General features: G+C 65.4%; 15 protein-coding genes. 7 read left to right on the forward strand and 8 right to left on the reverse strand.

Translation table 11 applies throughout. From position 1 onward, the window contains the following. Positions 1-67: 67 nt before the first annotated feature. Complete coding sequence (gene nth / locus A8950_RS09470) at positions 68-703, forward strand: endonuclease III (protein WP_208109814.1); 636 nt, start codon at positions 68-70, stop codon at positions 701-703. 127 nt (positions 704-830) lie between these two features. Here nth and A8950_RS09475 read toward each other — a convergent pair whose 3' ends face one another. The 3 genes from A8950_RS09475 to A8950_RS09485 all read right to left on the reverse strand — a co-directional run bounded on the left by A8950_RS09475 (position 831) and on the right by A8950_RS09485 (position 3,783). Continuing rightward, on the reverse strand, positions 831-1,823 hold the full coding sequence (locus tag A8950_RS09475; RefSeq protein ID WP_133613412.1) for a hypothetical protein: 993 nt from the start codon (positions 1,821-1,823) through the stop codon (positions 831-833). A gap of 248 nt (positions 1,824-2,071) precedes the next feature. After that, entirely contained in the window at positions 2,072-2,917 is an 846-nt protein-coding gene (gene pdxY / locus A8950_RS09480; protein ID WP_133613413.1) for a pyridoxal kinase, read from the reverse strand. Between the two features lie 107 nt (positions 2,918-3,024). Next, on the reverse strand, positions 3,025-3,783 hold the full coding sequence (locus A8950_RS09485) for an SDR family oxidoreductase (protein ID WP_243735594.1): 759 nt from the start codon (positions 3,781-3,783) through the stop codon (positions 3,025-3,027). Positions 3,784-3,975: 192 nt separating this feature from the next. Here A8950_RS09485 and A8950_RS09490 point away from each other — a divergent pair, with 192 nt between their 5' ends. The 5 genes from A8950_RS09490 to A8950_RS09510 all read left to right on the forward strand — a co-directional run bounded on the left by A8950_RS09490 (position 3,976) and on the right by A8950_RS09510 (position 8,970). After that, complete coding sequence (locus tag A8950_RS09490) at positions 3,976-5,037, forward strand: MaoC family dehydratase (protein WP_133613414.1); 1,062 nt, start codon at positions 3,976-3,978, stop codon at positions 5,035-5,037. Between the two features lie 461 nt (positions 5,038-5,498). Then, positions 5,499-5,918: a succinate dehydrogenase, cytochrome b556 subunit gene (sdhC, locus tag A8950_RS09495; protein WP_133613415.1), complete on the forward strand. Its 420-nt coding sequence runs from the start codon at positions 5,499-5,501 to the stop codon at positions 5,916-5,918. Beyond that, positions 5,918-6,316, forward strand: a complete 399-nt coding sequence (gene sdhD, locus A8950_RS09500) for a succinate dehydrogenase, hydrophobic membrane anchor protein (RefSeq protein WP_133613416.1) — start codon at positions 5,918-5,920, stop codon at positions 6,314-6,316. The genes sdhC and sdhD overlap by 1 nt, the downstream gene beginning before the upstream one ends. 27 nt (positions 6,317-6,343) lie before the next feature. Further along, positions 6,344-8,182 (forward strand): succinate dehydrogenase flavoprotein subunit, encoded by a 1,839-nt coding sequence (sdhA, locus tag A8950_RS09505; protein WP_133613417.1) that lies wholly within the window; start codon positions 6,344-6,346, stop codon positions 8,180-8,182. A gap of 11 nt (positions 8,183-8,193) precedes the next feature. Continuing rightward, positions 8,194-8,970 carry a succinate dehydrogenase iron-sulfur subunit gene (locus tag A8950_RS09510; RefSeq protein WP_133613418.1) on the forward strand — a complete coding sequence of 259 codons (777 nt, stop codon included), beginning with the start codon at positions 8,194-8,196 and terminating at the stop codon, positions 8,968-8,970. Positions 8,971-9,148: 178 nt separating this feature from the next. Here A8950_RS09510 and A8950_RS09515 read toward each other — a convergent pair whose 3' ends face one another. The 4 genes from A8950_RS09515 to A8950_RS09530 form a co-directional block, all read right to left on the reverse strand. Next, positions 9,149-10,222 carry a pentapeptide repeat-containing protein gene (locus tag A8950_RS09515; RefSeq protein ID WP_133613419.1) on the reverse strand — a complete coding sequence of 358 codons (1,074 nt, stop codon included), beginning with the start codon at positions 10,220-10,222 and terminating at the stop codon, positions 9,149-9,151. Between the two features lie 97 nt (positions 10,223-10,319). After that, on the reverse strand, positions 10,320-10,511 hold the full coding sequence (locus tag A8950_RS09520; protein ID WP_133613420.1) for a YgaP family membrane protein: 192 nt from the start codon (positions 10,509-10,511) through the stop codon (positions 10,320-10,322). 139 nt (positions 10,512-10,650) lie between these two features. Continuing rightward, positions 10,651-11,307 carry a Crp/Fnr family transcriptional regulator gene (locus tag A8950_RS09525; protein ID WP_133613421.1) on the reverse strand — a complete coding sequence of 219 codons (657 nt, stop codon included), beginning with the start codon at positions 11,305-11,307 and terminating at the stop codon, positions 10,651-10,653. A 22-nt stretch (positions 11,308-11,329) separates the two neighbouring features. Then, positions 11,330-11,908, reverse strand: coding sequence for a histidine phosphatase family protein (locus tag A8950_RS09530; protein ID WP_133613422.1), 579 nt, complete (start codon positions 11,906-11,908; stop codon positions 11,330-11,332). A gap of 370 nt (positions 11,909-12,278) precedes the next feature. Here A8950_RS09530 and A8950_RS09535 point away from each other — a divergent pair, with 370 nt between their 5' ends. Continuing rightward, positions 12,279-12,812: a hypothetical protein gene (locus A8950_RS09535; protein WP_133613423.1), complete on the forward strand. Its 534-nt coding sequence runs from the start codon at positions 12,279-12,281 to the stop codon at positions 12,810-12,812. Positions 12,813-12,831: 19 nt separating this feature from the next. Here A8950_RS09535 and A8950_RS09540 read toward each other — a convergent pair whose 3' ends face one another. Next, positions 12,832-13,413, reverse strand: coding sequence for an RBBP9/YdeN family alpha/beta hydrolase (locus A8950_RS09540; RefSeq protein WP_133613424.1), 582 nt, complete (start codon positions 13,411-13,413; stop codon positions 12,832-12,834). Between the last annotated feature and the right edge of the window lies 1 nt (position 13,414).

Here is a 13,414-nt window from a genome sequence, read left to right on the forward strand (position 1 = left end):
TAGTCGGTGGCGGCTTTCCCACAACCGCGCCGCCCGCCCGCACAGCCGCCAAAATGACAGGCCAGCCATGCTGAAACGCGACCAGATCGAGACCTTCTTCGCCCGCCTCCAGGCGGCCAACCCGGCGCCGAAGGGGGAACTCAACTATGTCAACCCCTATACCCTGCTGGTGGCGGTCGTGCTCTCGGCCCAGGCCACCGATGTCGGCGTCAACAAGGCGACGGAAAAGCTCTTCCAGCGCGTGGATACGCCGCAGAAGATGCTGAAGCTGGGCGAGGCCGGGCTCAAGGAGCACATCAAGACCATCGGCCTCTTCAACACCAAGGCGAAGAACGTCATCAGGCTCTCGGAGATCCTGTTGCGCGACTTCAAGGGCGAGGTGCCGCAGGACCGCGACATCCTGCAGACCCTCCCCGGGGTGGGCCGGAAGACCGCCAATGTGGTGCTCAACATCGCCTTCGGCCTGCCCACCATCGCCGTCGACACGCATATCTTCCGCGTCGCCAACCGCACCGGCCTCGCTCCCGGCAAGGACGTGCTCAAGGTCGAGGCGGCGCTGGAGAAACGCGTGCCGGAGCCGTTCAAGCTCCACTGCCACCACTGGCTGATCCTGCACGGCCGCTATGTCTGCAAGGCAAGGAAGCCCGACTGCGGCCGGTGCGTCGTGCGGGATCTCTGCCAGTTCAAGGAGAAGAATGTGTGAGCGGGGTGGCAGCGCGTTCCGCTTCCCGTGCCTGGATATAGGCGGACAGCGCGTCCTGGTTGACCTGCCTGCACCGGGGGAGCCGCCGTACCTGCCGACCCTTGCGAACAACAAGGATTCCGGCCGGTCATGTTTTTCCGGATAGAAGTGGCAATCGTTTCCTCGGATAGATGAAGTCATAGGCGTCGAACGGTTCCAGGTCGGGGGAAAGCAGGGCGCGCTTCGCCTGCTTTGCCGCCGGCCCGGTCGCGTAGAATCTGTCCTCTTTTCGATCGGGCACGACGGTGAGGAAATGGCGCTTGCCGCTGATGCCATGCTTCAGCACGTTCCACCCATATCGGGCTTCGTAGTTCTTGTGTTCAGGTTTCAGAACTTCACCGGTGACGGCATCATAAAGTCCGGAGAGATCAGTCGAGCATTTGCGCCACAAATCGAGAAGCAACTCGCAGAAGAAGGCTTTGTCTGTGTCTTCCTGTACATAGCTCGCATTGACGAAGCTGGCGCAACCGAAACGAAACACCCATGATTCTGGAACGCGCTCGGCCAGGCGCCGCCCACTCTCGTCAAGCTTCGTACCCCAGAAATCCTTCCCTTCCCATTGCGTAATTTCCTGGAGACGCTGATAGCCGCGGAAATGAATCGTTATGCTGGCGCGGCGCCCAGCCCGTCGCCGGCGACTCCAATTCGTCGGTAACCGCCACGGCGGATCGAACCAGGGAGATGTCGACCCGTAGATATTGCCGGCGAGAATGTCCGGGTTGTCGCTGTCGACCTCGTCCGGCCAGGGCCACCGGATCGATATCTCAACAAGGACGCCGTGTGTCGAATCTTTCAGGCAGTCGACTAGAGTCCGGTAGATCGGAATCGGTTGGTTGGGCGGTGCCTCATTGTTGAGCCCGCCGCCCACATAAACCGAGGGGAAATAGACCAAATCCGGCAGAAGCATTTTCAGAGCGTCGGAGAAGACACGCAGGTCCGACCAATTCATGTAAGCGGACAGCCCCCGCTTCCTGTGACTGAGCCTCGCGGGATCATGCGAAATGTCCTCGGCTCGACGCGGTCGATGCTGATCGCATTCAGCTTTCTTGCTATGAATCCACTTCTGTTTCAGGACCGTCACGCAGAGTGTCCGCCGTCAGCGATTGTGGCTCTTCAGTGGAAGAAGGCGACCGGAAAGGCCAGGTCTTTCATGGCCGGGCTTTTGTCCAAAAAGCGGTTAAGCGGCGAAACCATGGACATCTCCCTGCCCAGCGCAGATTTTCATACTAATCCTATTTTTCATGAAAAAATTAAAAATGATACGATTTTAGGTTGTAGTCGACTCAACGCTGTGGGCTCCGGCGCCAATCCGCCCGGCTCTGGCCGCCGCTATTTCTTCAATGCGGCGACCCAGTCTTCCTGGGTTTCGATGATCTTCAATTCGTCCGAGCCGGTGGCGGCCGTCTCGCCGACGATGATGGCCATGGCGGCCACCGCGCGGTCGAGGGTGGATTGCAGGTGGGGGTCGCGGCGGTAGCTGGCGGTGAAGAGGGCGGTGAAGGCATCGCCGGTGCCCGAGGCGAAGATCGGGTGGCGCCGCGTCGTGGTCATGGCGACGGGGGCCACATCATGGCCATGGGCGCGGGCGAGGGCGAGGACGGCAAGCTCCTCCGGGTGATCCGGGTCCGGGATTCCGGTGCCGATGACGATGCGCGCGGCCGAGCGCGCCGCCAGCGCATGCAGCGCCTCCACGGCCTGCGCGCGCGATCTCACCTCGCGCCCGGTGAGGTGGCCGAGCTCATAGACATTGGGCGAGAGCACGTCGGCGATGGGGACCAGGATCTCGGCCAGGGCCTGCGCCAATTCCGGCTTCACATACATGCTGCCCTGGTCGCCGATGACAGGGTCGCAGATGAAGAGGGCGTCAGGGTTCGCGGCCTTCACCTCGGCCACCACCTCGGCCACCAGTGCTGCCGTCTCGGGTGCCCCCAGATAGCCGGTGAGGACGGTGTTCGCCTGCTTGAGCACATCCAATTGCCGCAGCCCGTCGATCAGCTCCCGCACTTCCGAAGCCGGCAGCACGCGCCCCGTCACCGTCTTGTGGCCGAGATGGTTCGAAAAGACGACCGTCGGCGCCGCCCAGACCGGATGGCCCATGCGCTCCAGGATGAAACGCGAGGCCTGGTGGCCGACATGGCCATAGACGACTTCGGACTGGATCGAGAGGATGGGCATGATCGGTGGCGTTTCTGGATGACGGATTTGTTGCGGCCGCGAGCCTAGGCAATCGGCCGGCCCCACGCAACGCGGATCATGTCTCGATACGCTTGTGGTGCCTGGCTCTACCGCCCGCCGGTCACGTCGATGATGGCGCCGTTGAGATAGGACCCCTCCTCGCCCAGCAGGAAGAGGATCATGGCGGCGACTTCGTCCGCCGTGCCGGGGCGACCCAAGGGCACCTGGGTGGCGAGGCGGAAGGCGCGGTCGGGGGCGCCGCCGCTGGCATGGATCTCGGTGTCGATGAGGCCGGGGCGGATCGCATTGACGCGGATGCCGCGCGGGCCCAGTTCCTTGGACAGGCCGATGGTCATGGTATCGATGGCGCCCTTGGACCCGGCATAATCGACATATTCGTTGGGCGAGCCGAGGCGTGCGGCAGCGGAGGACAGGTTCACCAGAGAGCCGCCTTTGCCGCCGCGATCCGTTCCCATCCGCCTTGCCGCCTCGCGCGCCACCAGATAGGCGCCCAGCACATTGACATTGAACATGCGGGCAAGGCGCTCGGCGCTCATCTCGGCCAGCGCCATGCCCGGTGCCACGATGCCGGCGTTGTTGACCACACCGGCGATGGTCCCAAAAGCCTTCTCGGTTGCCGCGAACATGGCGATGACATCGGCCTCGACCGAGACGTCGCCCCGGATGGCGACGGCCTTGCCGCCGGCCTTTTCGACCAGCGCCACGGTCTCCTGCGCCGCTAGCTCGTTGCCGGCATAATTGACGCCCACCGACCAGCCGCGCTTGCCGCACATGATGGCGGCGGCACGGCCGATGCCGCGGCTGCCGCCGGTGATGAGAATGGTCTGGGTCATGCGATTGGTCATCTGTCTCCTCGCTTCTCGCCGATCCGATGGCTGGCAGAGTGTCGCGGCCGATCCGGCTGCGCAAGCTGCGGTGGCGGGACCACCGAATGCACGGCGCGCATGGCATCAGCCCTGCAATTGTTGCCTCACAATTGCGCGCTGTTGCCGCCTGTGTCATATCCTGCCCGCGACTGGCGCAGGGAGCATTGTTGGATGAACGGGCCGAAAACCAATCCGGGCAATTTCTTCGAGGATTTCAGACTGGGGCAGGAGATTCAGCACGCCGTGCCACGCACGGTGACGGAGGGCGATGTGGCGCTCTATATCGGCCTCACCGGATCGCGTTTCGCGCTGCCTTCCGCCGATTCTTTTGCGCAGAGTGTCGGCCTGCCCGGGGCGCCGATCGACGATCTGCTGGCCTTCCACATGGTGTTCGGTCGCACGGTCGCAGACATCTCGCTGAATGCCGTCGCCAATCTGGGCTATGCCGCCGGCCGCTTCGGCGTGCCGCTTTTCCCCGGCGATTCCATCACCGCGCGCTCGACCGTGATCGGACTCAAGGAAAACTCCAACCGCGAGACGGGCGTCGTCTACGTGCACACTGTGGGGACGAACCAGGCCGAAGAGGTGGTGCTGGATTACGTGCGCTGGGTGATGGTGCGCAAGCGCGACAAGGCGGCACCTGCCCCCGATCCACTGGTGCCGCAGCTCCCCGACAAGGTCGCCTATGCCGATCTCGACGTGCCGCTCGATCTCGACCTCTCGGGCTACGACCTGGTGCTCGGCGGCTCGCCCCATCTCTGGGAGGACTATGCATTGGGCGAGAAGATCGACCATGTCGACGGCATGACGCTGGAGGAATCCGACCACATGACGGCGACGCGGCTCTACCAGAACAATGCCAAGGTGCATTTCAACCAGCATACGGAAGGCCAGGGGCGGTTCGGCCGGCGCCTTATCTATGGCGGCCATATCATCAGCCTCGCCCGCGCGCTTTCCTGCAACGGCCTCGCCAATGCCTTCAAGATCGCCGCCATCAATGGCGGGCGCCATGTGAACCCCAGCTTCGCCGGCGACACCATCTATGCCTGGTCGGAAGTGCTGGAAAAGGCGGAGCTTCCCGACCGGCGCGATGTGGGGGCCCTGCGCCTCCGCACCATCGCCACCAAGGACCGGCCCTGCCATGACTTCCCCGGGCCGGACGCGGCCGGGAAGTATCCGGAGAACGTGGTGCTCGACCTCGACTACACCGTGCTGATGAAGCGGCGGGGGTAAATACAGCCCTTTATGATTTCTTTCATTGTCATGGCCCGATTTAGTCGGGCCATCCACGAGTTTGCCGGCAATTGATGAAGTGAACTCGTGGATCCCCCGGCCAAGCCGGGGGATGACAGGAATAATGGCGGGGCGGCTGACGAAGCACGACCCATGCGATCCCTGCCGCTCCCGCGCAATAAAATGTCGCTCCTTGTCGCTGTTTCGTTGACCTTAAGGTAACCATTAGGTATCAAGATCGCGTTTTCTGCTGCATTGCGGCAGGCCACGCGCTCCCCCGCCGGCGCTCGCCCGGCGGTCCGGAACCTGACCCGACCACCGTTCTGCAGCGTAATACCGCAGTGACTTACCCAAGGGGGCGCCGCGCCCCCGAGGCAACCCAACTGCGTGACGCCGGGGGGATGATCGCGGGCGAAAACCTGCGGGGCCCGGCCGCGCAGGCGATTCGGACGGGAAACATCATGGCCGAAAGCCAGTCCAGCGGAGCCCGGCGCCACTCAAGGCCCCTAAGCCCGCATCTGCAGGTCTACAAGCCGCAGCTCACCTCGATTACCTCGATCCTTCACCGCTTTTCCGGCATAGCGCTCGGGCTCGGCCTGCTCTATCTGGTCTGCTGGCTGGTGGCGGCGGCGCAGGGCATGGCGGCCTTCGACGCGCTGCAGGATTTCAACGGCAGCGTCATCGGCCGCCTGCTGCTGTTCGGCTGGTCGGTCGCCTTCTTCTATCATCTGCTCAATGGCATCCGGCACCTCGCCTGGGATGCCGGTTTCGGTTTCGAGCTGCCGGCGGCCTATCGCTCCGGCTATGCCGTCCTTATTGGCACGGGTCTCCTCACCATCGCCGCCTGGGTCTATGCCTATTTCCAGATGGGGGTGCTGTGATGGCCGGCCGCGACGAGAACGCGCTCCGCTCGCATCTCGGCCGCGCCCGCGGCCTCGGTTCCGCCCATGAGGGCCTGCACCATTGGTGGGCGCAGCGCCTGACGGCACTCGCCCTCATCCCCTTGAGCCTCTGGTTCGTGGCCTCGGTGGTGTGCATGGCCGGCGCCGATTACGCGGCAGTCAGCCAATGGCTGTCGCAGCCCTTCACCGTGGGTGCCCTCAGCCTCACCATCCTCGCCGTCTTCTATCACGCGGTGCTGGGCCTGCAGGTGGTGATCGAGGATTACATCCACGGCAAGGCGCTCAAACTCGTCCTCCTGGTCGGCCTGCAATTCGCCGGTTTCGGCCTTGCCGCCGCCGCCATCGTCTCGCTGCTGGTGATCGCCTTCGCCGGCTGACGCGTACAATTCATAGAGTGACCCATCATGGCTGACACCACCAGCAACAGCGCCACCGAGGCTTCCCCGAAGATCAACGGCCAGGCCTATCCCTTCATCGACCATGTCTATGACGTGGTGGTGGTCGGGGCCGGCGGGGCGGGGCTGCGCGCCACCTTCGGCATGGCGGAGAAAGGCCTGAAAACGGCCTGCATCTCCAAGGTCTATCCAACCCGCTCCCACACCGTCGCGGCCCAGGGCGGCATCTCGGCCTCGCTCGGCAATATGGGCCCGGACGATTGGCGCTGGCACATGTACGACACCGTCAAGGGCTCGGACTGGCTGGGCGACCAGGACGCCATCGAATACATGTGCCGCGAGGCGGTACCCGCCATCATCGAGCTTGAGCATTACGGCGTGCCCTTCAGCCGCACCGAGGCCGGCAAGATCTACCAGCGCCCCTTCGGCGGCATGACCACCGAATACGGCAAGGGGATCGCGCAGCGCACCTGCGCCGCCGCCGACCGCACCGGCCATGCCATCCTGCACACGCTCTACCAGCAGGCCTTGAAGCACCGCGCCGAGTTCTTCGTCGAATATTTCGCCCTCGACCTCATCATGGACGAGGAGGGCGCCTGCGTCGGCGTGGTCGCCTGGAACCTCGATGACGGTACTATCCACCGCTTCCACGCCAAGCTCGTGGTGCTGGCGACCGGCGGCTATGGCCGCGTCTTCTTCTCGGCGACTTCGGCTCATACCTGCACCGGCGACGGCAATGCCATGGCCTTGCGCGCCGGCCTGCCGCTGCAGGACATGGAATTCATCCAGTTCCACCCGACCGGCATCTATGGCGCCGGCTGCCTCATCACCGAGGGTGTGCGCGGCGAGGGCGGATACCTGACCAATTCCGCGGGCGAGCGCTTCATGGAACGCTATGCGCCGTCGGCGAAGGACCTCGCTTCGCGCGATGTCGTCTCCCGCGCCATGACCATGGAAATCCGCGAGGGCCGCGGTGTCGGCCAGCACAAGGACCACATCCATCTCCATATCGAGCATCTCGACCCGAAGATCATCCATGAGCGCCTGCCCGGCATTGCCGAGACGGCGCGAATCTTCGCCGGCGTCGATGTGACGCGCGAACCCATCCCGGTTCTTCCCACCTGCCATTACAACATGGGCGGCGTGCCGACGAACTATCGCACCGAGGTCGTCACCAAGAAGGACGGCAATCCCGATGCCGTGGTGCCGGGCCTGATGGCGATCGGCGAGGCGGCCTGCGTCTCGGTCCATGGCGCCAATCGCTTAGGGTCCAATTCGCTGCTCGACCTCGTCGTCTTCGGCCGCTCGGCTGCCATCCGCGCCGCCGAGATCGTGAAATCGGGCGAGAAGCACCGCAACCTGCCAAAGGGGGCGGGCGAATTCGCGCTCGAGCGCTTCGACCGCCTGCGCCATGCCAAGGGCGATATCCCGACGGCCAAGCTGCGCCTCGACATGCAGAAGATCATGCAGAACGATTGCGCGGTCTATCGCACGGGGAAGACCCTCAAGGAAGGCGTCGACAAGATCCGCGATGTCTTCGGCCAGCGCCAGCGCGTGAAGGTCGAAGACCGCTCGCTGATCTGGAACAGCGATCTGGTCGAGACGCTGGAACTCGACAACCTCATGTACCAGGCCCTGGTCTCGATCGAATCCGCGCTCAATCGCGAGGAGAGCCGCGGCGCTCAGGCGCGCGAGGACTTCCCCGAGCGCAATGACGAGAAATGGATGAAGCACACGATCTCGTGGATCGACGAGGCGGGCAAGGTGACGCTCGACTACCGCCCGGTCCACATGACGACGCTCTCCAACGACGTCCAGGTCTTCCCGCCCAAAGCCCGCGTGTACTAAGGACCGCAAAAATGGCCGAACTGACACTGCCAGCAAATTCGAAACCCGTGACCGGCAAGACCTGGAAGGCGGCCGCAGGGGCGAAGAACATCCGGAACTTCAGGATCTATCGCTGGGACCCGGATACCGGGGCCAATCCCCGCATCGACACTTACGAGGTCGATCTGGATACCTGCGGGCCGATGATCCTGGACGCCATCATCAAGATCAAGAACGAGATCGATTCGACCCTCACCTTCCGCCGCTCCTGCCGCGAGGGTGTGTGCGGGTCGTGCGCCATGAATATCGACGGCACCAACACGCTGGCCTGCACCAAGTTCATCGCGGAGGTGAAGGGCGATGTGAAGATCTATCCGCTGCCGCACATGCCGGTGGTGAAGGATCTGGTCCCCGACCTCACCCACATCTTCGCGCAGTACGAGACGATCGAGCCCTGGCTGAAATCGGACACGCCGCCGCAGACGCGCGAGCGGCTGCAGACGCCGGAGGAGCGCGCCAAGCTGGACGGCCTCTGGGAATGCATCCTTTGCTTCTCCTGCTCGACCTCCTGCCCCAGCTATTGGTGGAACGGCGATCGGTATCTGGGCCCCGCCATCCTGCTGCAGGCCTATCGCTTCATCGCGGACAGCCGCGACGAGGCGACCGGCGAAAGGCTGGATGCGCTCGAAGACCCGTTCCGCCTCTATCGCTGCCACACCATCATGAACTGCACCAAGACCTGCCCCAAGGGATTAAACCCGGCCAAGGCCATCGGCGAGATCAAGAAGCTGATGGTGGAGCGGCGCTGAGGCGCGGCGAGGCCAATCATGACTAAGCGCTGTCCGATTGTGCGGCGCCTATCCCCTTGTTGTCATCCCCCGGCTTGGCCGGGGGATCCACGCGTTGTTTTCGTCAGTTGCCGGCCTACTCGTGGATGGCCCGCCTAAAGCGGGCCATGACAATACACTTGGGCTGACGAAGGCAGTACTACCGCCGCAGTCCCTTCGTCCGCAGCCCCAATCCCGGGATCTCGCCGGTCTTGGTGTCCGCGATTTCCAGTCCGCGCTGATGCGCGTCGGAGAGATCGGCGCCGCGCATGTCGGCGCCGCTGACATCGGCCTCGGTCAGGTTGGCGCCCTTGAGATCGGTGGCGAGCAGCCAGGCGCGCTTCAGCTTGGTGCGCGTCAGGCGGCAGCCGACGAGACGGGCGGCGGCGAGGTTGCGGCTGGAGAGATCGAGACCGGAAAGATCGAAGCCTTCGAGTTCGAGGCGCCTGCCGGTGCGGCCCAGTGAATCGACCCAGCGCGCATGCTGGCCGAGGCGCTCGTCCATTTCGTCATCGCTGATGCGCGGCGCCGAGCCCACCGGTAATTGCGCCGCCCGCACCTGGTCGCGCGTCGCCTGGTCGACGACCGCATGGCTGAAATCGGAGCCTTCCAATTCGGCGTTGTTGAGGCGGATCGCCTGCAGATCGGCGGCGGCGAAATTGCATTTTCTGAGATCGGCGCCGGAGAAATCCGTCTCCAGCATATAGGCGCCGGAGAAATCGACGCTGACCAGCCGCGCATCCTTGAACTTGGTCTGGGCCAGCTTCGCGCCGCGGAAGCGGCAGGCCGGCGCCTCCTCCCATTCCGTCTCCTTCTCCGGACCCTGCCGCAAATCGGCGGCGGAGAGCGAGGAGCGGGTGAGGTCGGTGCCGTGGAAGACGGCACCGCGCATGTCGGCGCGTTCGAAATTCGCCCCGGTCATGTCGGCCTCGTCGAAGACCGAGCCGGTCAGGATGGCGCCGCGGAAATTGGTGCCGCGCAGATTGGCACGCTCGAGATTGCAGCGCACCAGATAGGCATCGGTGAAATCCATCAGGCTGAGATCGAGCCGCGCCAGATTGCATTCTCTGAGCATCAGGCGCTGGCCCTGGGCCCGCCCGAGGCGCCAGTTGCGGTGCAGTTCCGCCAGCCGCTTCAACGCCCCGGCGTTGAGCGTCAGCTTGTTCAGCACCTTGGGCGTCTGGGCATTCATCGGGGCAAGCGGACCGGCATGCGACTCGGGATCACCCGTCATGGTGACCTTGCCGCAAGCCGGCCACAAGCCCCGGCTTCCAGCGGAATCACATCCCGGTGGCGGAAGTCAGGCTGATCGGCCGCCTATCTGAGCCCAGCTATCGCTTCAGGCCGCAGGTATTGATGCCGATGAGCCGATAGGCCGGGCAGAAGCCGACGAGCGCCGTCGCCAGCGGCACGATGCCGATCCAGCCCCAGGGCGTCTGCGGACCGACAAAGACCAGGGCGATCAGCACCAGGCCCACCACCACCCGGAGAATCCGGTCAACGTTACCGACATTTTTTCCCATGGCACCCTCCAATTGATTGAACGCTTTGCAGCCTAATCTAGCCGCAGCGCGGCAAGCGCTCAGTGACTTGATCACCCTGGGACTTGATCACCCTGGGACTTGGTCACCCTGGAACTTGGTCACCCTGGCGCTTGCTGCGTCAACCCGCAGCCAATTGCGCCAGGGCTGGGCGGTCCACCAGCTCGATCGTGCCGCGGCCAAGGCGCAGCCAGCCGCGCCGCTCGAACTCCTTCAGCTGCCGGCTGACCACCTCGCGGGCGGTGCCGAGTTCGGTGGCGATTGCCTGATGGGTGAGGGAAAGCGGGGCGCCGGATCGTTGCGTGAGAAAGGCGGCGAGGCGCCGGTCGATGCGCTGGAAGGCGATGTCCTCCAGCAGCGCTACGATCTCGCGCAGGCGCTCGGCGAAATTGGCGAAGACCAGGCGGCGAAAGGCGGGGGCGCCGGCCACCAGTTCCTGGAAGGTCGCGTCGGGCAGGGCAAACCCCGCGACGTCACTCTCCGCCACCAGTTCGGCCGACAGGGCCGTCTGGCCCAGCAGGCAGGCGCTGGAGAGCACGCAGGTCTCACCGGGCCCGACCCGGTAGAGCACGATCTCGCGGCCGCCTTCGCTTATCCCACTGACGCGGACGACGCCCCGGGTCAGCAGCACGAAATGCGGCAGCGCCTCGCCCGGCCTCGCGAGGATGGTGCCGGCGGGTGCTGCGATGGGGCGGGCCGCGGCCGCAATGCGCGCGACCGTTGCGGCATCGGCATCAGCCAGCAGAGGAAAACTTGCGAGGAGATCGGTGCCGATCATCGCGCCATCCGCCCGTGCGCGCTCAGGCCGGCTCGAACAGAATGTCGATACGCCAGTTTCCCGCCCCCATCGGCGGCCGGAAATGGGCCAGCGCGGTATTGCGGATGTCGAGGGCTGAGGGCAAGCCGAGAAGATGCTCCAGCGCCCAGACCAGACCGCCATGGGCGACGATCAGGACCGGTTCTTGCCCTCGCATCGCCTCGGCCGGTTGCAGCGCCCGGGCGATGCCCTGGGCTACCCGCTTGGCGAAGGCGTCGAGGCTTTCCACCCCCGACACCGCCTGGCCGCGGCGCCAGGCGCCGAGCCACGCATTCTCGGTGAGGCCGGCGTAGGGCCCGACGTCAAACTCCATCAGGGCATCGTCGAAACGGATGGGCAGGCCGAGCCCAGCATTGAGGATCTCGGCCGTGCGCCGCGCGCGGGCAAGGGGCGAGGCGACGATTCTGCGGAAGCGATAGGCGCCGAGCCGCGGCGCCAGCGCCGTCGCCTGGGCCTCGCCCCGGCTGTTGAGGGGAATGTCGCTGCGGCCCTGGAAGCGACCCTCCCGATTCCAGTCGGTCTCGCCGTGGCGCACGAAATGAAAGGGAATGGCGGGCAGCATGCGATCCAATCCATTGGTCAAGGGCCGGCGCGGTCCTGATGCGCGGCGGGCGAGGGAAGATAGGCGAAGCCCCGCCGCCGCTGCAACCCAGCCGCCCGTCAGCGCATGGACGACCGGGCTTGACCATGGCCGTCGCCGCGCTAGAGTGACATCTATGTCCAGGCGCAAGCATACCGCCGCCACGGCGCACGTATCCGGGTCGCGAATTAGCAACCCGGCCTGACCTGTTCAGGCCGGGCTTCACGCCGCGCGCCGACCGCCATTCCAGCTTTCTTTGCCTCGAGTTCGGGTCCAGGAACCCGACCGGGCAGGCTCCCGCAAGGGGCGGCGCCGCGCAGATCGCCAGAAGATTTGCCCAGGATTTCGACCCATGCTGAACATGCTCTCCCCAGACCGAACGCGCCACAACGCGCGTCCCCAGGCGCCGCGGCCGTTCGCCGAGCGCCCGCTCAGCGAGGATGCGCGCGCCGAATTGCAGCGCCTCTTCAAGGCATATGATGCCGCCTGCCTCGACCTCGATGCCGAGGCGGTGGCGGCGATCTATGATCTCCCCTGCCTGATCTCGACCGCTTCCGGCAGCACGGCCTTTTCGGCGCGCGGCGAATTGCGCCAGGCGCTGCTCGGCCGCTTTGCCGGCTATCGCCAGCACGGCATCGTCGCCGCCAGCATCACCGCGCTGGAACTGGAATCGGTGGCGGCGGATTTTGCGACGGCGCGGGTCGTCTGGACCCTCGCCGACCGGCGCGATGTCGCCATGGTGAGCGTGCCGCGCCGCTATACCCTGCGCCGCTCGGCCACCAGTCCGGGCCGGCCCTGGAAGATCGCCCATGTGGTGAATCTGGCCGACCCCGCCTCGCGCCTGGCAGATGGCGGCCGCGCCCTGCTGCGGATCGCGGGGACGTGACGGCCGGTGGCCCGTATGCCTAGAGACCCTGCGTCGCCGGCGCGACCACGTGGCGGCGCAGGCGCTCCAGCAGCACCTCGCCCAGGGGCCACGGGCCGAAGCCGGTTTCGCTGTTGATGTGGCCGGCGGGGCCGATATCGACAAACTCGCTGCCCCAGGCGCGGGCGAAGGCTTCGGCACGGCCAAGCGCGACATAGGGGTCGTCGCGGCTGGCGACCACGATGCTGGGGAAGAACAGGCGCCGCTGCGGCATCGGCCGGAAGACATGGGCCTCCGGCGGGGTGTGCGAATCCGAATCCGTGTCGGCCGGCGCCACCAGCAGGGCGCCAGCGATGTCGCGCCGGTGCAGTCCCGCCCAATGCGCCACCAGCGCGCAGGAGAGCGAATGCGCCGCCAGTACCGGCGGGTTGTCCGCGGTCGCGATCGCGGCGTCGAGGGCGGCGATCCAGCCGGCGCGGTCGGGCCTGTCCCAATCAGCCTGCTCGACGGCCCGTGCCACCGGGCCGAGACGCACCTGCCACAGGCGCTGCCAATGCGCCGGGCCGGAATTGCCGAGGCCCGGGATGATGATGACGGGTGCGTGCAGGATATCGGCATCCATC

It is taken from the genome of Dongia mobilis, from assembly GCF_004363235.1.
Classification (GTDB): Bacteria; Pseudomonadota; Alphaproteobacteria; order Dongiales; family Dongiaceae; genus Dongia; species Dongia mobilis.